This window comes from Azoarcus taiwanensis (genome assembly GCF_012910885.1).
Lineage (GTDB): Bacteria > Pseudomonadota > Gammaproteobacteria > Burkholderiales > Rhodocyclaceae > Azoarcus_F > Azoarcus_F taiwanensis.
In genome coordinates this window covers 1-23,652 of sequence record NZ_WTVM01000060.1, presented here as the reverse complement: position 1 = coordinate 23,652, position 23,652 = coordinate 1, and the positions used below count along the sequence as shown (strand labels likewise).

22 protein-coding genes and 1 riboswitch are annotated in these 23,652 nt (G+C 63.2%); of the genes, 15 read left to right on the top strand and 7 right to left on the bottom strand.

Going from position 1 to position 23,652, the window contains the following annotated elements; translation table 11 throughout:
* The 5 genes from GPA21_RS11210 to GPA21_RS11190 form a co-directional block, all read left to right on the top strand.
* Positions 1-979: cytochrome b (locus GPA21_RS11210; protein WP_168988252.1), on the top strand; the 979-nt coding region annotated here is incomplete at its 5' end.
* Positions 980-987: 8 nt separating this feature from the next.
* Positions 988-1,731, top strand: a complete 744-nt coding sequence (locus GPA21_RS11205) for a cytochrome c1 (protein WP_246261910.1) — start codon at positions 988-990, stop codon at positions 1,729-1,731.
* A gap of 100 nt (positions 1,732-1,831) precedes the next feature.
* Entirely contained in the window at positions 1,832-2,428 is a 597-nt protein-coding gene (locus GPA21_RS11200) for a glutathione S-transferase N-terminal domain-containing protein (RefSeq protein ID WP_168988250.1), read from the top strand.
* Between the two features lie 18 nt (positions 2,429-2,446).
* A complete protein-coding gene (locus GPA21_RS11195) occupies positions 2,447-2,899 on the top strand; it encodes a ClpXP protease specificity-enhancing factor (protein ID WP_168988249.1) in 453 nt (150 codons plus the stop codon).
* A gap of 46 nt (positions 2,900-2,945) precedes the next feature.
* Positions 2,946-3,419, top strand: a complete 474-nt coding sequence (locus GPA21_RS11190) for a hemerythrin domain-containing protein (protein ID WP_168988248.1) — start codon at positions 2,946-2,948, stop codon at positions 3,417-3,419.
* Between the two features lie 44 nt (positions 3,420-3,463).
* Here GPA21_RS11190 and GPA21_RS11185 read toward each other — a convergent pair whose 3' ends face one another.
* Positions 3,464-4,795, bottom strand: a complete 1,332-nt coding sequence (locus GPA21_RS11185) for a D-amino acid dehydrogenase (protein ID WP_168988247.1) — start codon at positions 4,793-4,795, stop codon at positions 3,464-3,466.
* Between the two features lie 41 nt (positions 4,796-4,836).
* On the opposite strand from GPA21_RS11185, the gene GPA21_RS11180 reads away from it, so the two are divergent.
* A complete protein-coding gene (locus GPA21_RS11180) occupies positions 4,837-5,847 on the top strand; it encodes a class 1 fructose-bisphosphatase (protein ID WP_168988246.1) in 1,011 nt (336 codons plus the stop codon).
* A gap of 143 nt (positions 5,848-5,990) precedes the next feature.
* On the opposite strand, the gene GPA21_RS11175 is transcribed toward GPA21_RS11180, so the two are convergent.
* On the bottom strand, positions 5,991-6,449 hold the full coding sequence (locus GPA21_RS11175; protein ID WP_168988245.1) for an Lrp/AsnC ligand binding domain-containing protein: 459 nt from the start codon (positions 6,447-6,449) through the stop codon (positions 5,991-5,993).
* Positions 6,450-6,619: 170 nt separating this feature from the next.
* Here GPA21_RS11175 and GPA21_RS11170 point away from each other — a divergent pair, with 170 nt between their 5' ends.
* The 6 genes from GPA21_RS11170 (at position 6,620) to GPA21_RS11145 (ending at position 15,323) form a co-directional block, all read left to right on the top strand.
* Positions 6,620-7,051, top strand: a complete 432-nt coding sequence (locus tag GPA21_RS11170; RefSeq protein ID WP_168988244.1) for a universal stress protein — start codon at positions 6,620-6,622, stop codon at positions 7,049-7,051.
* 50 nt (positions 7,052-7,101) lie between these two features.
* Positions 7,102-8,613, top strand: a complete 1,512-nt coding sequence (locus tag GPA21_RS11165; RefSeq protein ID WP_168988243.1) for an alanine/glycine:cation symporter family protein — start codon at positions 7,102-7,104, stop codon at positions 8,611-8,613.
* A gap of 114 nt (positions 8,614-8,727) precedes the next feature.
* The gene (gene putA / locus GPA21_RS11160) at positions 8,728-12,390 is read left to right on the top strand and encodes a trifunctional transcriptional regulator/proline dehydrogenase/L-glutamate gamma-semialdehyde dehydrogenase (protein ID WP_211163548.1); all 3,663 of its coding nucleotides are present in this window, start codon (positions 8,728-8,730) and stop codon (positions 12,388-12,390) included.
* 200 nt (positions 12,391-12,590) lie between these two features.
* Positions 12,591-12,881: a co-chaperone GroES gene (gene groES, locus GPA21_RS11155; protein WP_168988241.1), complete on the top strand. Its 291-nt coding sequence runs from the start codon at positions 12,591-12,593 to the stop codon at positions 12,879-12,881.
* 45 nt (positions 12,882-12,926) lie between these two features.
* The gene (gene groL, locus GPA21_RS11150) at positions 12,927-14,576 is read left to right on the top strand and encodes a chaperonin GroEL (protein ID WP_168988240.1); all 1,650 of its coding nucleotides are present in this window, start codon (positions 12,927-12,929) and stop codon (positions 14,574-14,576) included.
* A gap of 213 nt (positions 14,577-14,789) precedes the next feature.
* Positions 14,790-15,323, top strand: coding sequence for a hypothetical protein (locus GPA21_RS11145; protein ID WP_168988239.1), 534 nt, complete (start codon positions 14,790-14,792; stop codon positions 15,321-15,323).
* Between the two features lie 119 nt (positions 15,324-15,442).
* Here GPA21_RS11145 and cobC read toward each other — a convergent pair whose 3' ends face one another.
* The 5 genes from cobC to cobU all read right to left on the bottom strand — a co-directional run bounded on the left by cobC (position 15,443) and on the right by cobU (position 19,948).
* Entirely contained in the window at positions 15,443-15,994 is a 552-nt protein-coding gene (cobC, locus tag GPA21_RS11140) for a histidine phosphatase family protein (protein ID WP_168988238.1), read from the bottom strand.
* Positions 15,979-16,749: an adenosylcobinamide-GDP ribazoletransferase gene (locus GPA21_RS11135; RefSeq protein WP_168988237.1), complete on the bottom strand. Its 771-nt coding sequence runs from the start codon at positions 16,747-16,749 to the stop codon at positions 15,979-15,981. The genes cobC and GPA21_RS11135 overlap by 16 nt, the downstream gene beginning before the upstream one ends.
* A gap of 12 nt (positions 16,750-16,761) precedes the next feature.
* A complete protein-coding gene (cobT, locus tag GPA21_RS11130) occupies positions 16,762-17,790 on the bottom strand; it encodes a nicotinate-nucleotide--dimethylbenzimidazole phosphoribosyltransferase (RefSeq protein ID WP_168988236.1) in 1,029 nt (342 codons plus the stop codon).
* A gap of 48 nt (positions 17,791-17,838) precedes the next feature.
* Positions 17,839-19,242, bottom strand: a complete 1,404-nt coding sequence (locus GPA21_RS11125) for a diguanylate cyclase (RefSeq protein ID WP_211163547.1) — start codon at positions 19,240-19,242, stop codon at positions 17,839-17,841.
* A gap of 163 nt (positions 19,243-19,405) precedes the next feature.
* Positions 19,406-19,948, bottom strand: a complete 543-nt coding sequence (gene cobU, locus GPA21_RS11120) for a bifunctional adenosylcobinamide kinase/adenosylcobinamide-phosphate guanylyltransferase (RefSeq protein ID WP_168988234.1) — start codon at positions 19,946-19,948, stop codon at positions 19,406-19,408.
* 147 nt (positions 19,949-20,095) lie between these two features.
* A riboswitch (cobalamin riboswitch) is annotated at positions 20,096-20,345 on the top strand.
* Between the two features lie 127 nt (positions 20,346-20,472).
* Here cobU and GPA21_RS11115 point away from each other — a divergent pair.
* The 3 genes from GPA21_RS11115 to GPA21_RS11105 all read left to right on the top strand — a co-directional run.
* Positions 20,473-22,332: a TonB-dependent receptor domain-containing protein gene (locus GPA21_RS11115; protein ID WP_168988233.1), complete on the top strand. Its 1,860-nt coding sequence runs from the start codon at positions 20,473-20,475 to the stop codon at positions 22,330-22,332.
* A 15-nt stretch (positions 22,333-22,347) separates the two neighbouring features.
* Positions 22,348-23,334, top strand: coding sequence for a FecCD family ABC transporter permease (locus GPA21_RS11110; RefSeq protein ID WP_168988232.1), 987 nt, complete (start codon positions 22,348-22,350; stop codon positions 23,332-23,334).
* Positions 23,331-23,652, top strand: a 322-nt coding sequence (locus GPA21_RS11105) for an ATP-binding cassette domain-containing protein (protein ID WP_168988231.1), incomplete at its 3' end; no start/stop codon positions are given. The genes GPA21_RS11110 and GPA21_RS11105, both read left to right, overlap by 4 nt.

Here is a 23,652-nt window from a genome sequence, read left to right as displayed (position 1 = left end):
GCACTCGACTGGTGCTTCGGCGTTCTTCGTCGTCGTGTATCTGCACATGTTCCGCGCGCTCATCTATGGCTCCTACCGCAAGCCGCGCGAACTGCTGTGGGTCTTCGGTGTGCTGATCTTCCTGGTTCTGATGGCTGAAGCCTTCATGGGATACATTCTGCCCTGGGGTCAGATGTCCTTCTGGGGCGCGCAGGTCATCATCAACCTGTTCTCGGCGATTCCGGTGATCGGGGAAGACCTGACCGTCGTCATCCGCGGGGACTTCGTCATCGGCGACTCGACGCTGAACCGCTTCTTCGCGCTTCACGTCATCGCGGTGCCGCTGGTGCTGCTCGCGCTCGTCGCTGCGCACATCATCGCGCTGCACGAAGTGGGCTCCAACAACCCGGACGGTGTCGAGATCAAGAAGAAAAAGGACGCCAACGGCATTCCGCTCGACGGCATCCCGTTCCACCCGTACTACACGGTCAAGGACATCGTTGGTGTCGGTGTCTTCCTGTTCTTCTTCTCGGCAGTGATCTTCTTTGCTCCGGAGTTCTTCGGCTTCTTCCTGGAATTCAACAACTTCATTCCAGCTGACCCGCTGAAGACGCCTCCGCACATTGCGCCGGTCTGGTACTTCACGCCTTACTACTCGGTGCTGCGTGCGGTGACCTACCCGCTGTTTGGTCTCGACGCCGCTTTCTGGGGTGTGATGGCGATGGGTGCGGCCGTGGTCATCCTGTTCTTCCTGCCCTGGCTTGACCGCAGCCCAGCGAAGTCGATCCGCTATCGCGGCCCGATCTTCAAGATTGCGCTGGCGATCTTCGTTGTTTCTTTCTTCATCCTTGGTTATCTCGGGATTTTGCCGCCGACGCCCGGCCGGACACTGCTCGCTCAGATCTGCTCGGTGCTGTATTTCGCTTTCTTCTTGTTGATGCCGTGGTACAGCAAACTCGACAAGTGCAAACCCGAACCGGAAAGGGTGACCTTCAAATGACCACCGCCATGTTCAAGAAAATAAAGACCCTCTTCGTCGCTGCGCTGTTCGCCCCGGTACTCGCCATCGCCGCCGGGCCGATGGCACCCCTGGACAAGGCGCCGGTCAGCCGTGATCCGGCGGCGCTTCAGCATGGGGCCAAGCTGTTCGTGAATTACTGCCTGAACTGTCACAGCGCCAGTTTCGTTCGCTACAACAAGCTCACGGAAATTGGCCTCTCCGAGGACATGATTCGCGACAATCTGATGTTCACCGGTGGACGAGTCGGTGATCTGATGAAGATCGCGATGCGTCACGACGAGGGCAAAAAGTGGTTCGGTGCTGCGCCTCCTGATCTGACGCTGGTCGCGCGTCAGCGCTCGGGGCATGCCTACCCGGGTGCCGATTGGCTGTACACCTACATGCGCACCTTCTACCGTGATCCTGAGCGGCAGACTGGCTGGAATAACGTGGCCTTCGAAAACGTTGGCATGCCGCACGTGTTCTGGCAGCTACAGGGCGAGCAGATCGCGCACAAGACCGACAACCCCGATGGCACGGTCGACATCCGCCTCGAACTCGTCAAGCCTGGCCTGATGACGCCCGAAGAGTACGACAAGGCAGTGGCCGACCTCGTGTCATTTCTGGTCTGGATGGGTGAGCCAGTCGCAGCGAAGCGTGAATCCATCGGTATCGTCGTCCTGCTGTTCCTCATAGTGTTTACGGGACTCGCCTACGCACTTAAAAAGAACTACTGGAAAGACATCCACTAAGCGTGCTCGGCGCCGGAGCCCCGGTGCCGAAAGCCGCATATTCGCACCACGCGAGATCCGCGTGGTGCGCGTCGTTTAAGGAATCCGGAGTTAGCTAACCATGATGACGCTTTATTCGGGGACGACCGATCCTTTCAGCCACCGCTGCCGGATCGTGCTGTTCGAAAAAGGGATGGACTTCGAGGTGATCGACGTCGATCTCTACAACAAGCCCGAGGACATCGCGGTAATCAATCCATACAACCGGGTGCCGGTGCTTGTGGACCGGGATCTCGTGCTGTACGAGTCCAACATCATCAACGAGTACATCGACGAGCGCTTTCCTCATCCGCAGCTCATGCCGCCGGATCCGATCATGCGCGCGCGCGCGCGGCAGCTCTTGCACACCTTTGAGCAGGAAATGTTCGCTCACATCGACGTGCTCGAGAAGGGCACCAAGGCGGCCGACAAGAGCCGGGCACATGTGCGTGACCAGCTGACGCAGTTCGCGCCGGTCTTCACCAAGCAGAAGTTCATGCTGGGTGACGAGTTCTCGATGCTGGATGTGGCGATTGCGCCCTTGTTGTGGCGTCTCGAGCACTACGGCATCGAGCTGCCGAAGACCGCGTCGGCGCTCATGAAGTACGGCGAGCGTATCTTCAGCCGACAGGGTTTCATCGACGCCTTGACCCCCTCCGAGAAGGTCATGCGCCGTTGATCAGGCGCGACACGCAGAATGTCAGCAACAACGACCAAACCCTACCTGCTTCGAGCGATTCATGACTGGTGCGTGGACAACGGCTTCACGCCACACCTCGCAGTCGTCGTGGATCGCAGTGTCGTCGTACCGCCGGGTTATGCACGGGATGGCCAGATCGTCCTGAACATTGGCGCCGAGGCGACTGCCAATCTCGATCTCGGTAACGAGGCGATCACGTTTCAGGCACGGTTTGGCGGAGTGTCTCAACACCTGTACATCCCCGTGTCCCATGTGCTGGCAATCTATGCACGCGAGAATGGTCAGGGAATGGCCTTCGAGCTCGATCTTCCGGCCGACGTTGACGCGGGTGAGCCTGAACACGAAGAGACGGCCGGTCTCGAGATCGTCGAGTCGGGCGATGACCAAGCAGAGGCCGAGCCGTCCGAGCCGGCATCCGCTCGGGGCGCACACCTGAAGCTGGTCAAATGATACTGCTGAGCCGTGAAACCCTGCGTGCGCTGAAAGGGGTGGCGATATGAACTGGTCGGATTCACTCGCGCTGGGCGTCGAACGCATGGATGCCGATCACCGCGAACTCGTCGAGCTGTATCAGGCCCTTGCCGCGGCGTCCCCTGCGGAACTCCCGGAAGCGCTCGACCGATTCATCGGCCGCGCCACGACCCATTTCGACATCGAGAACCGCTGGATGGAGCGGGTTGATTTTCCCGGCTGTCACAAGGCGGAGCACGACCGGGTGCTCGCGGTGATGCATGAAGTGCGCAAACGCGTTGATGACGGTGACGCGTTCTTTGCGCGACGCCTGGTCGAGGAGTTGCCAGCCTGGCTCGAACACCATGTCGGGTCGATGGATGCTGCGCTCGCCTTCCATCTTGAGCAGGTGGGTTTCGATTTCGAGCGGGAATGCGCGACCAGGGAAGCCAGCGCAACCACGACCTGCGGTGCGCAAAGTGACCTGACCGTATCGTCCGAAACATCTGCGTCTGCGTGAGCGTCCACGCTTACCGGGGGAGGGCTTCAGTGCCTTGCTGTCTGTCAGGTGCGGGCGTTTATCTGCTCCATTAGAGTCTCGGCGGATCCACAGGCAAGCGTCCAGCCCAGGGAGCCATGGCCGGTGTTGAGCCAGAGCCCGTCGATTCCGGAAGCGCCGATCAGGGGGGCATAGCTCGGCGTGCAGGGTCTAAGTCCGGCCCAGGCCTCGGCTGACGCGAGATCAGTCGCACCCGGAAAGAACGCATCGATCCATGCACGCAGCGATGCGATTCTGCGCGGGTCGATCCGTTTGTCGTAGCCGTCGATGTCTGCAGTGCCGGCCAGCCGCAGCCTGTCGCCAAAGCGCGAGCAAACGAGACGGCGGGTTTCGTCGGTAAGGCTCACCGTCGTTACGCGCGCGGGATCGACTATCGGTACGGTGATGGAGTAGCCCTTCACCGGATAAATCGGCAGGCGCAACCCGAGCGGTGCCAGTAAACGTGCTGAGCCAACCCCCAGGCAGACCACGAAGGCGTCAGCCTGAAGCGCGCGAGTCGAACCTTGCTCGGCCGTCGCGAGCACCTGAGTGATGCGAGTCCCCTCTCTCACGAGACCGAGGATGTCGTGCCCGGTTAGCAGTCTGCCGCCGCGACCCGCGAACAGGCTCGCAAGTGCCTGCGTGAAACGGTGAGCGTCACCGGATTCGTCGTCCGGTGCAAGGATCGCACCGAGCAGGTCGGGCGCCCGTGCAAGCGCAGGCTCCAACGCGCAACATTCCGACGGTTTCATCAGCGTCGCACGGATACCCCATTCAGCAAGTTGCTGGACTCGCCTTCCAGCGCCGCTCAGGGCAGCGGGGTCGCGCAGAAGGTGGAGAATGCCTCCTGCGCAGTGGTCGTACTCGATGCCGCTCTGTTCCCGAAGCTGGCGTAACGCACGCACGCTGCGCAGAGCCAGCCGTGCGATACGCTCGGCGTTGTTTCGGTGCCGGCCGGGCAGGCACTCGCGCAGGAACGAAACTGCCCAGACATAGCGTTGCCAGTCCGTTCCAAAGCGGAAGCGAAGTGGGGCGTCCGGTTTGCCCAGACTGCGCAGAGCGATCAGTGGTGCGGCGGGGCTTGACCACGGCTCCGGGTGACTGACCGAGATCTGCCCGCCATTGGCGAAGCTGGTCTCCAGCCCGACATCTTCGCGCCGCTCCAGGACCGTTACCTCGTGGCCGGCTTGCAGCAGATACCAGGCGGTGGTGATGCCGGTCACGCCGGCACCGAGAACCATTACGTGCATTGGGGTGGATACGGATTCGAATGTTCGCCGCGCGGGGCTCCGCCTGGCGTTGTCATGATACCTGCAGCGCGCGGAACCGGTATCTGGGATAATCGCAACCCAAGACATGAAAGAGCCGAGCGAATCGGCGAGCCGGGAGTCCAGGTTTTATGGCACGCGTCACACTGACACAGCACCTTATCGAACAACAGCGCGCGGGCCGCATTACCGCCGACCTGCGGCTACTCATAGAAGTTGTCGCCCGCGCCTGCAAGGCCATCGGCGTCAATGTCTCCAAGGGCGCCCTGGCGGGCGTGCTTGGTGAGGCCGGCACCGACAACGTGCAGGGTGAGGCGCAGAAGAAGCTTGACGTGATCGCCAACGAGATACTGTTGCAGGCCAACGAGTGGGGCGGGCACTTGGCGGCCATGGCCTCCGAGGAGGTTGAGGAGGTGCATCAGATCCCCTTCGACTATCCGAAAGGTGGTTATCTTCTGCTGTTCGACCCGCTCGACGGTTCGTCGAACATCGACGTCAACATCTCGGTCGGCACGATCTTCTCGGTGTTGAGCAATCCGGTGGATGGCCCCGGCGAGCCCGGCGAGATCGCCTTCCTGCAACCGGGAACCGAGCAGGTGGCGGCAGGCTACGCGCTTTACGGCCCGAGCACGATGTTCGTGCTGACCGTCGGCCATGGCGTGCATGGCTTTACCCTCGACAGGGAGATGGGCAGCTTCGTCTACACTCACCCGTTCATGACGATTCCCGTTTCCACCCAGGAGTTCGCGATCAACATGTCGAACATGCGCCACTGGGAGGCGCCCGTGCAGCGTTATGTTGGGGAGTTGCTCGAAGGGGTGGCCGGCCCCCGCAGCAAGGACTTCAACATGCGTTGGGTCGCTTCGATGGTGTCCGATGTGCACCGGATCCTGACCCGAGGCGGTGTGTTCATGTATCCGATGGATGCCAAGTGTCGCGACAAGGGCGGAAAGCTGCGCCTGATGTACGAAGCCAACCCGATGGCGATGATTGTTGAACAGGCGGGCGGCGCGGCGACCACCGGACGTGAGCGCATCCTGGAGGTCGCCCCACAGCGCCTCCATCAACGCGTGCCGGTCGTGCTGGGTTCGTCCGAGGAAGTCGAGCGCGTCACCCGCTACCACCTGGATCCGCAATCCTGAGCCTGCGTTCGCAGCGCGACCTGTGAATGGCTCGTGGCGCTCTGAGCGCCGGCAGGTGGCCGGTTCGACGGCTTTGCCAACTGAGATCGGATGTCGGGTGTTCCCGACTCGCCCGATTCGATCGAGGGGCCACTCCGTAGCGTTCAGCTCGCCAGCTGCACCGTCATTTCATCCTTGACGGTTTCCAGTACCACGTAGGTGTGGGTCTGCTTGACGCATGGCAGCTCTGAGATCGCTTCGCCCATGAGTTGTCGATACTCGGCGATGTCTCGCGTGCGCACCTTGAGCAGATAGTCGAAGTCGCCCGCGATCAGGTGGCAGGACTGGATCTGCGGGATACGTCTGACCGCCTCATCGAACTGCCGCAGCACCTGAGCCGTGGTGTTGCTCAGCAACACCTCGACCATCACCACATGGCCGGCGTCTACCGCGGCAGGGTCGAGCTCGGCGTGGTAGCCCTTGATGACCCCCGATTTCTCCAGCCGTCGGACCCGCTCGGCGCAAGGTGTCTTGGTCAGACCGACGCGCGCGGCAAGTTCCACTATCGAGATCCGGCCGTCCTGCTGCAGCGCCTCGAGAATGCGTCGGTCGATCCGGTCCATGCGTTGATTCCAGTTCATGAGCCTATTTACGCGGATATTACAGGCAGATCGTCTGTATAAAGCCAAATTTTAGAGCCATAAACTAAAGTTTTTGACCAAAAATACGGTCATCCGGGCTGTGATGCTGTCTTCATGGCCCGGGTCTCTATCAACAGCCAAGGAGTCCGACCATGGTGAAAACATTCATAGTGGGTTTCGACGGTACCGATTCGTGTCGGAGGGCGATGGATTTCGCTGTCGAATGCGCCCGCCAGCAAAACGGCACGCTGCATCTCGTTCACGTCCTTGAATGGTCGCCGTACAGTTTTCTGACGACCGAAGAGCTCAACGAGCGTCACGCACGACGCCAGGAGGAAGTCGCGCGGGCCGAGAAGTTCATCGAGCCGGCCTGCGAGGCGTTGCGCAAGACCGGTCTCGAGGTGACCAGTGAGGTGCGATACGGCCATTCGGTGGAGATCATGTGCGAGATCGCCAAGGAAAAGGAAGCCGCACAGATCTTCGTCGGGCGTCGCGGCCGCACCAAGCTCGCCGCAAGACTGATCGGTAGCGTCGGCATGTCGCTGGTGCAGGTTTCGCCCGTGCCGGTCACCGTCGTTCCGTGATCGCCGGCCTCGCCAGGCCAAAGCAGAATAATCATTCGGAGACATCATTCATGAGCCACAAGGCCCTCACCGCCGCAGCCGCACTGATGGCTGCCTCCTCGGCGGCGCATGCGCAGATTGCGCAAACCATCGACGAGGCGATCAACACTGCGCTCTCACCGATCTCAGACTTCGTCGCCGGCATCATCTTCTATTCGGTGCCGATCGCCGGTGTCAGTTTTCCCCTCATCGTCGGCTGGCTGATCCTCGCTGCCACGGTGTTCACGCTGTACTTCGGTTTCATCCAGTTTCGCGGTTTCAAGCATTCCATCGACGTCGTGCGCGGGCGTTACGACAACCCCAAGGACGCAGGCGAAGTCTCGCGCTTTCAGGCTCTGACTACCGCGCTCTCGGCAACCGTCGGGCTCGGTAACATCGCCGGCGTTGCAGTCGCGGTGTCGATCGGGGGTGCCGGGGCGACCTTCTGGATGATTCTCGCCGGGCTGATGGGCATGGCCTCGAAGTTCACCGAGGTGACCCTTGGCGTCAAATACCGCAAGGAGAACCCGGACGGCACCGTTTCGGGCGGCCCGATGTACTACCTGTCGCGCGGTTTCGCCGAGATCGGCAAGCCGGGGCTGGGACGGTTCTTCGCGATCTTCTTCTCCATCTGCTGCATTGGCGGCGCGGTCGGCGGCGGCAACATGTTCCAGGCCAATCAGGCCTTTCAGCAGGTGGTCAACGTCACCGGCGGCGAAGCGAGCTTTCTTGCCGACAAGGGCTGGCTCTTCGGACTCGTGCTTGCCAGCATCGTCGGCATGGTGATCATTGGCGGTATCAAGTCGATCGCGCGCGTGACGGAAAAGATCGTGCCGGTCATGGCCGCGATCTACCTTGGCGCCGGTCTGGTCATCATCCTGATGAACATCGACATGGTCGGCTGGGCCTTCACTCAGATCGTCGTCGGTGCGTTCTCGCCCGAGGGGGTGGCCGGCGGCGCGATCGGCGCGCTGATTCAGGGCTTCAGGCGTGCAGCGTTCTCCAACGAGGCAGGTATCGGCTCCGCGCCGATCGCACACTCCGCGGTACGCACCCGCGAGCCGGTGAGCCAGGGCTATGTCGCACTGCTCGAGCCGTTCATCGACACGGTCGTGATCTGCACGATGACCGCGCTGGTGATCGTGATCTCGGGCCAGCTAGCGAGCGACCTCACCGGCGTGCAGCTCACCTCGGCGGCCTTCGCGACAGCCTTCCCGTGGTTCCCGGTGGTCCTCGCGGTAGCGGTGGTGCTTTTCGCTTTCTCGACGATGATCGCCTGGTCGTATTACGGGCTCAAGTCCTGGACCTACCTCGTCGGCGAGAACAAGTCCATGGAGAATGTGTACAAGCTCTTCTTCTGCGCGTGCGTGGTGGCGGGGGCGAGCATGAGCCTCGGCCCGGTGATCGACTTCTCCGATTCGATGATTTTCGCGATGGCCTTGCCGAACATCATCGGTCTTTACCTGCTGATGCCGGTGGTCAAGCGTGAGATCGCAAGCTACTGGGCACGCATCGACAGCGGTGAGATCAGGCGCTATCGCTGAACCTCGCAGTGGGTGGTCGGCGACCTGTCGATGGTCGCCGACCACCCGGCTCAACTCGCCGGCAGCCGCAGTCCGTGCGCCTGCCGGCATCAACAAGTTTCATGGAGTACAAGGATGACCATTGTCAATGCGATGGGGGACGCGGCTGCGCTGCCGAACATCGAGCGTGATGCGCTCAGACTGGCCATCATCAGCGCCTGCAGGGTGCCCGAGGCCGAGCTGTTGCCGACCCTGATCGAGGCTGCCAGACCGTCAGATACAGTCAAACAGCAAAGTGCAGCGCTGGCGACACGCCTGGTCGAAGCCCTGCGTTCAAGGCGTGCCAGATCCAGCGGCGTCGATGCCCTGATGAAGGAGTTCTCGCTTTCGAGCCAGGAGGGCATCGCGCTGATGTGTCTCGCCGAAGCCCTGCTGCGGGTCCCGGACAAGGCGACGGCCGACCGGCTCATCCGCGACAAGCTCGCCCATGGCGACTGGCGTGCGCACCTCGGGCACAGCCCGTCCCTGTTCGTGAATGCGGCCACCTGGGGCCTGCTGGTCACCGGCCGGCTGGTTGCGACCCGCAGTGAAGAGGGCCTGGCAAGTGCCTTGAACCGGCTGCTGGCCAAGGGCGGAGAGCCGCTGATACGCAAGAGCATGGACTTGGCGATGCGGATGCTGGGCGAGCAGTTCGTCACCGGTCGGGACATCGACGAGGCCTTGTCCCGCGCCCGCACGGCGATGAGTCGCGGATATCGTTACTCCTTCGACATGCTGGGCGAGGCGGCAGCGACTGCCGCCGACGCCGATCGTTACATGGCCGCCTACGAGGAGGCCATCCATGCGATCGGGCGTGCAGCCAAGGGCGTGGGCGTGATCGAGGGCAACGGCATCTCGGTCAAGCTCTCTGCCCTGCATCCGCGCTATGTCTGGTCGCAGCCGGACCGGGTGCGCGACGAACTCTTCCCGCGCATCCGCCGCTTGTGCGGGATGGCTCGGGACTACGATATCGGCCTGAACATCGATGCCGAAGAGGCCGACCGCCTCGACCTGTCGCTGGACATTCTCGAGGCGCTCGCGCTGGATCCTGAGCTGGCCGGCTGGACCGGGCTGGGCTTCGTGGTGCAGGCCTATCAGAAACGGGCCTGGGCAACCCTCGACTGGATCATCGCGCTCGCGCGGCGTAGCCAGCGACGCCTGATGGTCCGGCTGGTCAAGGGTGCCTACTGGGATGCCGAGATCAAGCGCGCCCAGGTCGATGGACTTTCCGACTATCCGGTGTGGACCCGCAAGGTCTACACCGACGTGAGCTATCTCGCATGCGCGCGCAAGCTGCTCGATGCGCGCGATGCGATTTTCCCCCAGTTCGCGACCCACAACGCGCACTCGCTCGCGGCAGTGCACTGCATCGCGGGCGACCCCGGGCGCGACGGAGACTACGAATTTCAGTGCCTGCACGGCATGGGCGAGCCGCTGTACGACACCCTGCTGGCGGACCCGGCGCTACGCCGCCGTGTGCGCATCTACGCACCGGTCGGCTCGCACGAGACCCTGCTCGCCTACCTGGTGCGGCGGCTGCTCGAGAACGGCGCCAACAGCAGCTTCGTCAATCGCATTGTCGATGAGGCGGTGCCTGTCGAGGCGCTGGTCGCGGATCCGGTTGCCGAGGCCGAGGCGCTGGGCGGCACGCCGCATCCGCGCATCGTCCTGCCGCTGGCCCTCTATGGTCCGGGGCGGCGTAATTCGCGTGGTTTCGATCTGTCGGCCGAACCGGTGCGGCGCGAACTCGGCGAAGCGGTGGCTCACGCCGCCACAAGGAAGTTCGAGTCGGGGCCGATCCTGGCTATCGCGACAGCGGCCAAGGGCAGCGTCGAAGCCGTCACCAACCCCGCGGACCGGCGCGATCGTGTCGGCGAGGTGGTCGAGGCGACCGAGGCTGATGTCGCGAGCGCGCTCGATGCCGCTTCGGCGTCGCAGTGGTCGCGTTTGCCGCCTGAGGCGCGCGCCGGGCGCCTCGAGCGGGCAGCCGACCTGATGGACGTCGAAGCGCCGGCGTTCATTGCACTCGCGGTGCGCGAAGCCGGCAAGTCATGGGCCAACGCGGTCGCCGAGGTGCGTGAGGCGGTGGATTTTCTCCGCTACTATGCCTGTGAGGCGCGCGGCTTCGACAACGCCAGTCACCAGCCCATCGGGCCGGTGGTGTGCATCAGCCCCTGGAACTTCCCGCTTGCGATCTTCACCGGCCAGGTGTCCGCGGCCTTGGCCGCGGGCAATGTGGTGCTCGCCAAGCCGGCCGAGCAGACCCCGCTGATCGCCGCCGAGGCGGTGCGCCTGCTGCATCGCGCCGGCGTGCCGGCCGACGCCCTGCAGTTGCTGCCGGGTCGAGGCGAAACCGTCGGCGCCGCCCTGGTGGGCGACCACCGGGTGCGTGGCGTGATGTTCACCGGCTCGACCGAGGTGGCCCGCATCATCCAGCGCAGTCTCGCGGCGCGCGGCGGCGACGTGCGGCTGATCGCTGAGACCGGCGGCCAGAATGCGATGATCGTCGACTCCACCGCCTTGCCCGAACAGGTGGCGGCCGACGTGATCATGTCCAGCTTCGACTCGGCTGGCCAGCGTTGTTCGGCACTGCGCGTGCTGTGCCTGCAGGAGGAGATCGCGGACCATTTTCTCGACATGTTGCGCGGCGCGATGCGCGAGCTGCGTATCGGCAATACCGCCGACGTGCGCAACGACGTCGGCCCGGTCATCGACGAAGACGCGCGTGCCGGGCTGGAGGCGCATGTCGAGACGATGCGCGGGCGTGGCCATCGCGTCGAACGGCTGCAACTGTCGGATGACTGTGCGCATGGCAGCTACGTCGCCCCGACCCTGATCGAGATCGACTCACTCGACGCGATCGAGCGCGAGCAGTTCGGACCGATTCTCCATGTGTTGCGTTACCGCTCCGACGGGCTCGACGAACTGGTCGGGCGCATCAACGCCACCGGCTACGGCCTGACCATGGGCGTGCACAGCCGCATCGACGAGACCATCGAACGCGTGGCAGCCCGCGCGCATGTGGGCAACCTGTATGTGAACCGCAACATTATCGGCGCGGTGGTGGGTGTGCAGCCTTTCGGCGGCGAAGGGCTTTCTGGAACCGGGCCCAAGGCCGGCGGTCCTCTTTATCTGCACCGGCTCCTCAGTCGCTCGCCTGGGCCGGACCTGCGTCGTTTCCCCCGTCCGCAGGTCGCCCCGGCGTTCGCCGCATTGTCCGACTGGCTCGAGAGTGGCGCGCGGACCCTGCTCGACGGCGACACGCTTGCGACGCTGCGCGATCGAGCGGATGCCTATCGCGCGGCGCGCCTGGCCAGTCTCGAATTGCAGCTGCCGGGGCCTACCGGCGAAGACAACGCCCTGCGTTTCGTGCCGCGCGGCACGGTTGCGGGCGTGGCCGAAACCACGTCGGCGTGGGTGCATCAGCTGCTGGCCGCGCTGGCCTGCGACAACCGGGTTGTGCTACCCGACCTGAAGCCGACTCGCGCGCTTCATGAAGCCCTGCCGCAGCCGGTCCGGGAACGCATGACACTCGTTGATGACCTCCGCGACGCGAGCTGGGATGTTCTGCTTCTCGACGGCGAGGCGGAAGAGGCCGACGCCTGGCGGCGAGTCTTGGCGTCGCGAGCGGGGCCGATCGTTCCGCTGCTGGTCGCGGATCCGCTGTACGACCTCATCATGCTGGTTCATGAACGCACCCTGAGTGTCAACACCGCGGCGGCCGGTGGCAACGCCAGCCTGATGGCGATGTCGGGCTAGACCGAAGGCCGGCTGCCGGGCCCAGCCGTTTTTTTTTCGTGCATCGACTCTTGAAATCGGAAGGGGTCGTCCATATTATTAGCACTCGTTGGCAGTGAGTGCTAACAGGTTCGCGAAAGCGGACTCATTAGTGATCGCTGGATGCGGGCGCAGGCCCGCTCCGAAACAATCAATCAGACTGACACAACAGGAGTGACTCGATGAACATTCGTCCCTTGCATGACCGCGTGATCGTCAAGCGTCTCGAGGCCGAGCGCAAGACCGCCAGCGGCATCGTTATCCCCGACTCGGCCGGCGAGAAGCCCGACCAGGGCGAAGTGATCGCCGTCGGCAACGGCAAGATCCTCGATGACGGCAAGGTTCGTCCGATGGCCGTGAAGGCCGGCGACAAGGTGCTCTTCGGCAAGTACGCCGGCCAGAGCGTCAAGGTCGAAGGCGAGGAGCTTCTCGTCATGCGCGAAGAAGACATCATGGGTGTCATCGAAGGCTGAACCCGCCTCTCGACACCGATCAACGAATTCTAGGAGTAAGCAACAATGGCAGCTAAGGAAGTCAAGTTTGGTGATTCCGCTCGTGACCGTATGGTCGCTGGCGTCAATGTTCTGGCCAACGCAGTCAAGGTCACCCTCGGCCCGAAGGGTCGTAACGTCGTGCTCGAGCGCTCCTTTGGCGCTCCGACCGTGACCAAGGACGGCGTGTCCGTCGCCAAGGAAATCGAGCTCAAGGACAAGTTCGAGAACATGGGCGCGCAGATGGTCAAGGAAGTCGCCTCCAAGACCTCCGACATCGCCGGTGACGGTACCACCACCGCCACCGTGCTGGCCCAGTCCATCGTCCGCGAAGGCATGAAGTTCGTCGCCGCCGGCATGAACCCGATGGATCTCAAGCGCGGCATCGACAAGGCCGTGATCGCGGTCACCGAAGAGCTGAAGAAGCTGTCCAAGCCCTGCTCGACCAGCAAGGAAATCGCCCAGGTTGGCTCCATCTCCGCCAACTCCGACAGCGACATCGGCGAGATCATCGCCAACGCGATGGAAAAGGTCGGCAAGGAAGGCGTGATCACCGTTGAAGACGGCAAGTCCCTGCAAAACGAACTCGACGTCGTCGAGGGCATGCAGTTCGACCGCGGCTACCTCTCCCCGTACTTCATCAACAACCCGGACAAGCAGGTCGCGATCCTCGAGAACCCGTTCGTGCTGCTGTTCGACAAGAAGATCTCCAACATCCGTGATCTGCTGCCGGTACTCGAGCAGGTCGCCAAGTCCAGCCGTCCGCTGCTGATCATCGCCGAGGACGTCGAGGGCGAAGCACTCGCGACCCTGGTGGTGAACAACATCCGTGGCATCCTCAAGACCTGCGCCGTGAAGGCCCCGGGCTTCGGTGACCGCCGCAAGGCCATGCTGGAAGACATCGCCGTGCTGACTGGCGGACAGGTCATCGCCGAGGAAGTCGGCCTGACCCTCGAGAAGGCCACCCTGGACGACCTCGGCCAGGCCGCCCGCATCGAAGTCGGCAAGGAAAACACCATCATCATCGACGGTGCAGGCCAGGCCGAGCGCATCGAAGCGCGCGTCAAGCAGATCCGTGTGCAGATCGAAGAGGCTACCTCTGACTACGACCGCGAGAAGCTGCAGGAGCGCGTTGCCAAGCTGGCAGGCGGTGTGGCCGTGATCAAGGTCGGTGCTGCAACCGAAGTCGAGATGAAGGAGAAGAAGGCCCGAGTCGAAGACGCACTGCACGCGACCCGCGCCGCCGTCGAAGAAGGCATCGTCCCGGGTGGTGGTGTTGCATTGTTGCGCGCGCGCTCCAGCCTGGGCGACATCAAAGGCGACAATCACGACCAGGACGCCGGCGTGAAGATCGTTCTGCGGGCGCTCGAGCAGCCGCTGCGCGAGATCGTTGCCAACGCTGGCGACGAGCCGAGCGTGGTGGTCAACAAGGTGGTCGAGGGCGCTGGCAACTTCGGTTTCAACGCCGCGACGGGCGAGTACGGCGACATGGTTGAAATGGGCGTGCTTGACCCGACCAAGGTGACCCGCACCGCACTGCAGAACGCCGCTTCGGTTGCCAGCCTGATGCTGACCACCGACTGCATGGTCGGCGAAGCGCCGGACGACAAGCCGGCCGTCGGAATGCCCGACATGGGCGGCATGGGCGGTATGGGTGGCATGGGCATGGGCATGTAATCCTGCCCTGCAGCGTCCGCTGTCGCGGCCTCGGTCGCGGCAAAAAGGCCTCGCTTCGGCGAGGCCTTTTTGCGTTAACAGTCGTGTCGACGTTCGCCGAATATAGCCTGGCCCCTTGCATGATCGACCCGCCTGGCGTGATGATGACGTCAAGCGCGCATTGATGCGTGCGGCAACCAGATTACGCTGGTGATCATCCAAGGAGGGAAGTCCATGGCCTACAACCGTTCTCACGCAAAAGTGCTTTGCAGCGACGACGAGCTCGACCTGTTCCTTTCGAGTCTTGCCGACGAAATCACCAAGCTCGATGAGGCGGCGCTGAAATCGTCGATCAGTCGTGCGCGCGAAATGCGCAAGAAGTACCAGGATCTGTTCCGCCGCCAGACCGTTTCGATTCGCGCGGCGACAGGCTCGAAAAGGGGCAATACCAGCGTCGCCAACACCCGGACCGAGCAGAAGGCGAAACTGTTTGCGGAAACCCTGCAGCGCTTCGAGAAGCGACGGGCCCAGCTCGATGAGGCGAAGGCGCGCGCGGAGGCACGTGCAAAGCTGTTGTCCATGGCTTCTACCCGCAGCGCCAAACCGGTCAAAGGTGGTGCTGCAGCGGCAAAGCCCGGGCCATCCCGCAAGAAGCCCGCGACTGCCGCACAGCGCAAGGCGCCTGCCCGTGACCCCCATGCTGCAACCCAGCGTGCCCACGCAACCGCATCCGGAAAGCGGGCGCAGGCAAAGCGCGACAAGCGCTGACCCGACAGCCTGCTCGAAAGAGGGGGGCACGATCGCTCACGCGTGGCGCATGCCGCGCGTGAGCGGACTGCCGCCTGCCACGCTTCGCGGTTCTGGTAGTGCGTTACCGAGTTACCCGTTCAACGATTGAACCACTTCAACACGACCCCCCAGTCGTTCACATCCAGGCGCGTTACATGGCCACAGGCGAAGTCGAGCGAGAGCCAGCGCTCGGCCGGCAGACCGAGGAGGTGGCCGGCAATCACGCGTAGCGGACCGCCGTGGGCGACGACGACCATTGGCGCTTCATCCTGCTGCGACAGGCGCTCATCGAGCCAGTGCCGCACGCGTCGCGTCAGATCGTTGGCAGACTCGCCGCCCGGTGCAGCGAAGCCCAGCGGGTCCGACACCCAGCGGTCTACTGCGTCGCCCAGCTCGGTGTAGGCCTTGAGCTCCCAGTCACCGAAGTGCATCTCCATCAGGCGGTTGTCCAGCGCTGGCTCGCCAAGCGCCTCGGCGAGTAGCCGGGCGCGGGACAAGGGGCTGGCGTGGAGCGCGAACGCGCCGGGAAGGAGCGGACGCAGGCGTGCCGCGACCTCGATCGCCGACTCTGCAAGTCCGACGTCGGTTTGCCCGTAGCAGACGCCTGCGGGCACGTCTGGACGGGGATGGCGGATCAGATGGAGTTCCACGTCGTCACCAGTGCGAGATAGCAGGCGAGTTCGGTCGCTTGCTGGGCGGCGCCCAGGCAGTCGCCGGTGTAGCCGCCGAGTTTACGTCGGAAGGCGCGGGCTGCGAGCAGAGTGGTGAACGCGACCAACAAACAGGCCAGCAACGCGCGCGGCGGTGAAAGCAGCAACAGTGGCAGCAGACCGAACAAGACCGCGATTGCCAGTTCATTGTGGCCAAGCTTGCGCGCGAGCGGCTTGGCCTTGGACAACTCATCCTCGCGCACGTATTCCATGGTGTGGATCAGGCTGGTCGACGCCAGGCGCGAAAGTGGGTGTGCCACCAGCAGTGCCACCGCCGCAAGCCAGACGCTGCTCCCAGCGAGCGTGATCAGCGCGGCCGCCTTGGCCAGCAGCATCAGCACCAGGCCGACTGTGCCATAGGTGCCGTTGCGCGAATCCTTCATGATGGCCAGGGTCTGCGACTTGTCCCAGCCGCCACCAAAACCGTCGCAGGTGTCCGCCCAGCCATCCTCGTGGAACGCACCGGTGAGCCGGATCGTCACTGCCATCGACAGCAGCACGGCGATCGCCGCCGGCAACACCAGCGCGAACAGGATCAGGCTGCCCGCGCCCACCAGGCCGACAATCCAGCCGACCAGGGAAAAGTAACGGGCCGAATGGTTGAGCCGATCTGTGGACCAAGGCACCCACCCCGGCACCGGAATCCGGGTGAAGAACCCGATCGCGGTGAAGAAGAGTTCGAGCTGGTAGCGCATGAAACGGGTGTATCAGCCGTCGACGCCGGCAGATTCGAAGCTCGCCATGTCGTTGTAGAACCCGACTGCCGCGCGCACCAGCGGCAGCGCCAATGCCGCCCCGGTACCTTCGCCCAGTCGGAGATCAAGTGCCATCAGTGGTTCGACGCCCAGATGCGTGTGCTGCACCGCGTGGCCGGGTTCCTCGGATCGATGGGCGAACACACAATAGGACAGGATTTCGGGCGCGATGCGGTGTGCCGCCAGCAGCGCGGCGGTCACGATGAAACCATCGATGAGCAAGACCATGCGTTTCTCGGCAGCGCCGAGCATGGCTCCGGCCATCATCGCAATCTCGAAGCCACCGTATTCGCTGAGGACTTTCAGCGCCTCGCTCGGGCGGCCACCTCGCGCAACCGCTTGCTCGAGCATGGCGAGCTTGCGAGCGAGACCGGAATCGTCGAGGCCAGTACCTCGACCGGTCACCTGCTCGAGTCGCGCGCCGGTAAGGCAGTGAGTAATCAGTGATGCCGAGGCGGTGTTGCCGATGCCCATCTCGCCGAAGCCGAGCAGGTTGCTACCGTGGTCAGCAAGCTCGTGCGCCAGTGTGCGTCCGCGCTGCAGGGCTCTCTCAACCTGGTTTAGCGACATCGCGGGGGCCTCCAGCCAGTTCTCGGTGCCGGGCCCGATCTTTGCGTCGATCAGTGCGTCTCGTACGCCGAAATCATGGGCGACGCCTGCATCGACAACACGCAAACCCATCCCGGCCTCGCGGCAGAAAACGTTGATTGCGGCACCGCCGGCGAGAAAGTTCTCCACCATTTGCCAGGTCACGTCTTGCGGGTACGCGGAGACACCCGCCTTCGCGGCGCCGTGGTCGCCGGCGAAGACCAGCATCTGTGGGGAGCGGATCGCGGGCGCTTCCGGCTGTTGAATCAGCGCAATCTGCAGCGCGAGGCTCTCGAGTCTACCCAGTGCGCCGACGGGCTTGGTCTTGCGGTCGATCCGGTGCTGGATCTGAGAGCGGGGAGATGCGTCCGGGGTGACGATGTCGAAATGCATGACGTGCCTTGTCAGCTAACAAAGCGCGTCATTCTACGCCACCATCGCTCAGGTGGTCGCCGTGTCCCCGTCGGCGCGCGCCTGTTTGACCTTCAGCATGCGACGGTCGGCCGCCCTGAGCAGCGACGCAGTATCCTCGCCGTCCTCGGGGAAAAAGGCAAAACCCATGGAAGCCTCGATGACGATCTGCTTGTCGCCCAGCAGGAATGGGAGCGGCAGTTCGTCCTTGAGGCCGCTTATCACGCGCTCGAGGTCGTCGTGCTCGAAAACGTCTTCGAGGAGCACCGCGAACTCGTCGCCACCGATACGTGCAATAGTGTCCCCAGCGCGCAGCCTTGCGCTCAAGCGATGCGCGAGCAGCACCAGGAGTTCGTCGCCAAGCGAACGCCCAAACTCCTTATTGATCTTGCGAAAGGCTTCGATGTCCACCAGGATTACCGCCACTCTTGCCTTGTGGCGCAAAGCACGCGTGATCGCATGAGTGGTGCGGTCTTCGAACAGGAGCCGGTTAGGCAGTTGTGTGAGCGCATCCCGGTGTGCAAGCGCTTCGAGTTTCTGGGTTCGCTCGACGAGGCGGGCGTTTGCTGCATCGAGTTCAAGAGCCTTTTCGTCCAGCCGGTGGGTGAGCGTGGTTTCGAGTTCCCGTGCGGCCGCCAGGGTTTGCTTTGAGATATCCAGTTCCGCAGCAAGACGAACGGCACGCGTGCCCCGTGCGGCATCGGTGCGTCGCGCCATGGCTACCGACAGCAATAATGTCGCCATCAGGAACCCCGCTTCTGCACTGAAGGACGCGATGACATGCCCTGGGCCATGGCTCACGGCGCTTGCGAGACCCTGACCGACGATGACGACTGCACAGGCGGCGAGGAAGAGGCCTGCGCCTGCCACATGCAGCTGTATGCAACGGATCGAACAGGCGATCGCCAATGCTGCGAAAAGCATGGCTGTGCCCCACGCGGTGTGCACACCATAGGGCGGCGGCACGATCCAGATCGCAGCGAGCGACAACGCGAAAAGCGATGCGGTGACGAGCAACAGCCGTTCGTACAATGGTGCATTGCTTGCAGTATCGAAGAAATCCCGCGTGAAGATCGAAGCGAACAGCCCGACCAGCGCGATACCACTGGGCAACGCCAGTTCGGCACTGTTCGTGCCGTCCAGCCAGCGCGGGGGGGCGATTCCGCCAATCAGCAGGAGCTGAGCGGTGACCAGCGACAGGGCGAGCAGGGCGTGGGCAATGTGAACCCGGTCGCCGATGGCGAAGTAAGTCATCAGACTGTGGGCAGCGATGGCTACAAGCACGCCAATGAAAATTGCGCTGACAACGTCGATGCCTGTGGTTGGCCACATACCCATTGCGGTCTCGTGCACGAGGTCCGTCGTCGTGGCAAATGCCAGGGCGGGCAGGAACAGCGCTGCCAGCAACCCCATCGATCGCAATCCGGTGCTCATGACGAAGAGACAGCGGGTCCGGCAGGCGCTCGGAAAGCTTGGGCCGTGCGTTCTCACCATGTTCGCCTTTATCTGTTCCATAGCTCCATTCTAAGTAAATGCGCCATTGAGGCGTCGTGACCAAGTCGGCATGTTCGAGACGCTTTCTGCCGTGGTTCGTGATCTATTTCAGGTGCAAGGGCAATCCGGCCGCGACGAAGCTGACACGTTCGCACAAGGCGGCGACCCGCTGGTTGAGTCGGCCGGCCTCGTCGCGAAAAAGCCGGCCCAGCGGCGACTCCGGCACGAGGCCCATGCCGACTTCGTTGGCAACGAGAATGATCTCGCCGGGCAAGCTCGGCAGTAAAGCGAACAAGGCGTCCTGCTCGATCCGGGCTGCCGGCCGCTCCTCGATTGCGGACAGGGTGGGCGCGGCTTCTCCGTCGGTCAGCGTATTGGCCAGCCACAGCGTCAGGCAATCAACCACGACGCAACTGCCCTCGCTGCAGGTTGCGCGCAACACATCCGCGAGTTGGCGCGGCGCTTCTATCGTCCGCCAGTGTCCGGGTCTGTCGCAGCGATGGCGGGCGATCCGCGCCGCCATTTCCTCGTCCAATGCCTCGGCGGTTGCGACAACGGTAACCGGCAACCCCGAGTCGATCGCGAGCTGTTCGGCAAACCGGCTCTTGCCGGAGCGGGCGCCGCCAAGAATCAGGTGTCGAGACATGGCTAATCCTGGTGACAGCGGCACGAGCCGCGAAAGACGGTGTTCTGAAGATGTCGGCTGGTCATTCATCCCCCCGGTTGTACGAGCCATCCCGACAGTTTGCCGCATTGCGGCAAATTTCACGCTATCATCACGGCTTCGTCCAACAGGACGAAACGCATTCGAGGTGCCCGAAGGCGGCTCACGCCAGAGGGTTCAACGGGAAACAGGTGCGCGCGGCGGGGAACTTACTCCGATGCGCAATGCCTGTGCTGCCCCCGCAACGGTAAGTGGACGCAAGAGCTGTCATCACGCCACTGGGCCCTGGCCCGGGAAGGCGACAGTTCGAGTCCGGCAGGTCGAGCACCCTGCCGGTACAGCCCACGAGCCCGGATACCGGCCCGAACGCGAACTGGCTGATGTGCCGCGGGGAGGCGGCAACGGGCGTTCGACCGTGCTCCATTGCTCTCCTTTGCCCACGCACATCGATTCGGCATTGCCACGGCGTGCGGGGACGCCTGTCGTGGCGCAAGGGAGCTACAACAATGAAAATCCGTCTTACCGTAACCGCGCTCGCGGTGGCTGCCGCTTTTCCTGCGTTCTCGCAAAGCGCCGTCACAACCGATGAGGCGACGCTTGCAACGACATTCGTCACCGCGACCCGCCAGGCGCAGCGTGTTGACCAGGTGCTTGCCAGCGTCGAGGTAATTACGCGGGAGGAAATCGAGCGCGCGGGTCACTCCACGCTCACCGACGTTCTCAAACGGGTTTCTGGCGTCCGCGTGGTGACGAACGGTGGTCCGGGGGCGAACGCGAGTGTGTTCGTCCGGGGCGCGGAGTCGCGACATACCTTGCTGTTAATCGACGGTTTGAGAGTGAATTCCGTTAATAGCGGACAGCCTACTCTGGAGGCCATTCCACTTGCGATCATCGACCGGATCGAGATTCTGCGCGGACCGGCCAGTGCGCTATATGGCTCCGACGCGATTGGCGGGGTCATCCAGATCTTCACGCGTCGGGGGGAGACCGGATTCAGTCCTGAGCTTTTCGTCGGCTATGGTAGCTATGACACCGTGAACCTCGGTGCCTCGGTGAGTGGTGGCCATGAGCGTGTGCGCTACAGTCTATCGGCAGGGCGCGAGCGAACGCGTGGTTTCAACTCCAAACACGACGAGACCTTCTGGTACTCCACTTGGGGGCCGAGTACCTCGTACGACAGCGATCGAGACGGCTTCAATAACGCTTACATGTCCGGCTCATTGTCGGTGGGATTCCGCGAGCGCGACGAGATCGGTATCAATCTCTTCCACACCCAGGGACGCAACGAGTACGACGTGTCGCGGCTCCTGACCGAGCCAAGGTTCAACTCGCGTCTTGACAAGCAGGTCAGTTCAGTGGGGATCTTCATGCGCAATGAGATCACCGATATATGGACCAGCACTGTCCGTGTGGGGCAGAGCGACGACCACCTGAACAACCGACCCAGCGCCATTGAAAGGAACCGGATCCGGTCGAGGCAACAGCAGTTTGTCTGGCAGCACGACGTGACGCTGCCGCTCGGATCCCTGATGGCGGCATACGAATATGTGCGGTCCGAGGCCGGTGGCGATACCGGCTATGTGGAGGACTCCCGGCGCGTGCATGCGCTGTTGCTCGGCTGGTCGGCCAGTATCGGAGATCACAGTGTCCAGTTGAACGTCCGTCATGACGACAACTCGCAGTTCGGAAGCAAGACCACGGGGATGCTTGGCTATGGCTACCGCATCTCCCCGGACTGGAGCGTGCATGGCAGCATCGCGACGGCGTTCAATGCACCCACCTTCAATCAACTCTACTGGCCTGACAGCGGTTTCGGCGGTGGCAACCCCGCGTTGAAACCCGAGCGTGCGCTGAACAGGGAGTTGGGCGTGCGTTGGGATGACGGGTTTCAGAGCGTGGAGGTGACCTACTATAACAACCGCGTTCGTGACATGATCTCCGGCTGGCCACCACAGAACCTCAACCAAGCCAAACTCGAAGGATTCGAGATTGCTTATGGCACGCACCTGGCTGGTTTCGACATCCGCGCCGGCGTAGACCTGATTAATGCCAAGGATAGAGTGAGCGGAAACCGCCTGCCACGACGAGCGCGGGAGTCTGCGTTTGTACAGATCGAACACTCAGTCGGGCGCTGGGACTGGGGCGTCGATTGGTACGGCGAGAGGGGTCGCTTCGAAAACGTTGCGAACACGGTCGAGCTGGGGGGCTACGGGGTGCTAGACGCCTATGCTCACTATCGTGTCGCGCCGGACTGGCGTATTGAGTTCCGTGCAAACAACCTGCTCGACAAGAAGTACGAGCTTTCACGTGGTTATGCCACGGCAGGCGCGAATGCCTTTGTCGGTGTCCGCTACACGCCGCGCTGATAGGGCGGAGTCGCGATGACGCACGCGCCGCGAGCGTTCACCGTGATCGCCGGACTCGCTGCGGCGGGGCTGTTCGCGCTCGTCTACGCGTTGAAGTCCGGTGATCTCGTAGTCTCGTTCAGCCAGCTTCGTGCGGCATTGTTTGGCGGTATCGGTGGACTTGAAGCCGACGTCATCCGCCACCTGCGCCTGCCGCGCGCGGTGGCGGTGTTCGTTTGTGGTGGCTTGCTGGCGATCGCCGGCGCGCTGATGCAGGTGCTGTTGCGCAACCCGCTGGCGGATCCCTATGTGCTGGGGATCTCCGGCGGGGCGGCGGTCGGGGCCTTGTCGGCGATGATGCTAGGACTTGCACCGTGGATGGTGGATGCCTCGGCTTTCGCCGGCGCGCTGGCGGCGATGCTGCTGGTTTTCGGGTTGGCGCACGGTGACGGCTCATGGACCCAGACGCGTTTGCTGCTGACCGGCGTCATCGTCGCTGCGGGCTGTGGCGCGGTGATCACCTTGATGTTGTCGCTGGCGCCCGATGCCCGGCTGCGCTCGATGTTGTTCTGGTTGATGGGCGATGCCTCCGGCGCGAGCAATCCGTGGCCGGCGGCGGTCGTGCTGGTGGTCGGCATCGTGCTGGTCATGCCGTTCGCGCGCGATCTGAACGTGCTTGCGCGTGGTGAGGCGACTGCCCTGTCGCTCGGGGTGCGGGTGAAACGCTTGCGTTATGTGTTGTATGTGGTGGCCTCGCTGCTTACTGCGGTGGCGGTCACGCTGATCGGTTCAGTGGGTTTCGTCGGGCTGGTGGTGCCGCATCTGGTGCGTTTCGTCATCGGCAACGACCAGCGCTTGCTGCTGCCGGCGGCGATGCTCGCCGGGGGAACGTTGTTGACGCTGGCGGATACCGCGGCGAGGACGATGATTGCGCCCATGCAGTTGCCGGTTGGCGTACTGACCGCGCTGATTGGGGTGCCGGTCTTCCTGTTCCTGCTTTCGCGTACGAGGAAGGTGGGATGAGCGCGCCGATGCTCGAGGTGGACGGCGTCGCGCTGCAGGTGGGCAAACGCTGGCTGTGCTGCGAGTTCGCCATGCAGTTGGCGGCGGGCGAGTGCCTGGCGTTGCTCGGGCCGAACGGAGCAGGCAAGACGACCTTGCTGAACACCATCGCCGGGTTGCGCTCGCCGACCGTGGGCGAGGTGCGCATCGAGGGCAGGCCGCTGGCGCAATGGGACAGCCTGGCGCTTGCGCGCTGCCGGGGTTTGTTGACTCAACATCAGGGCGATCATTTCTCATCATCGGTCTTGCAGACGGTTTTGATCGGCCGCCATCCGCACT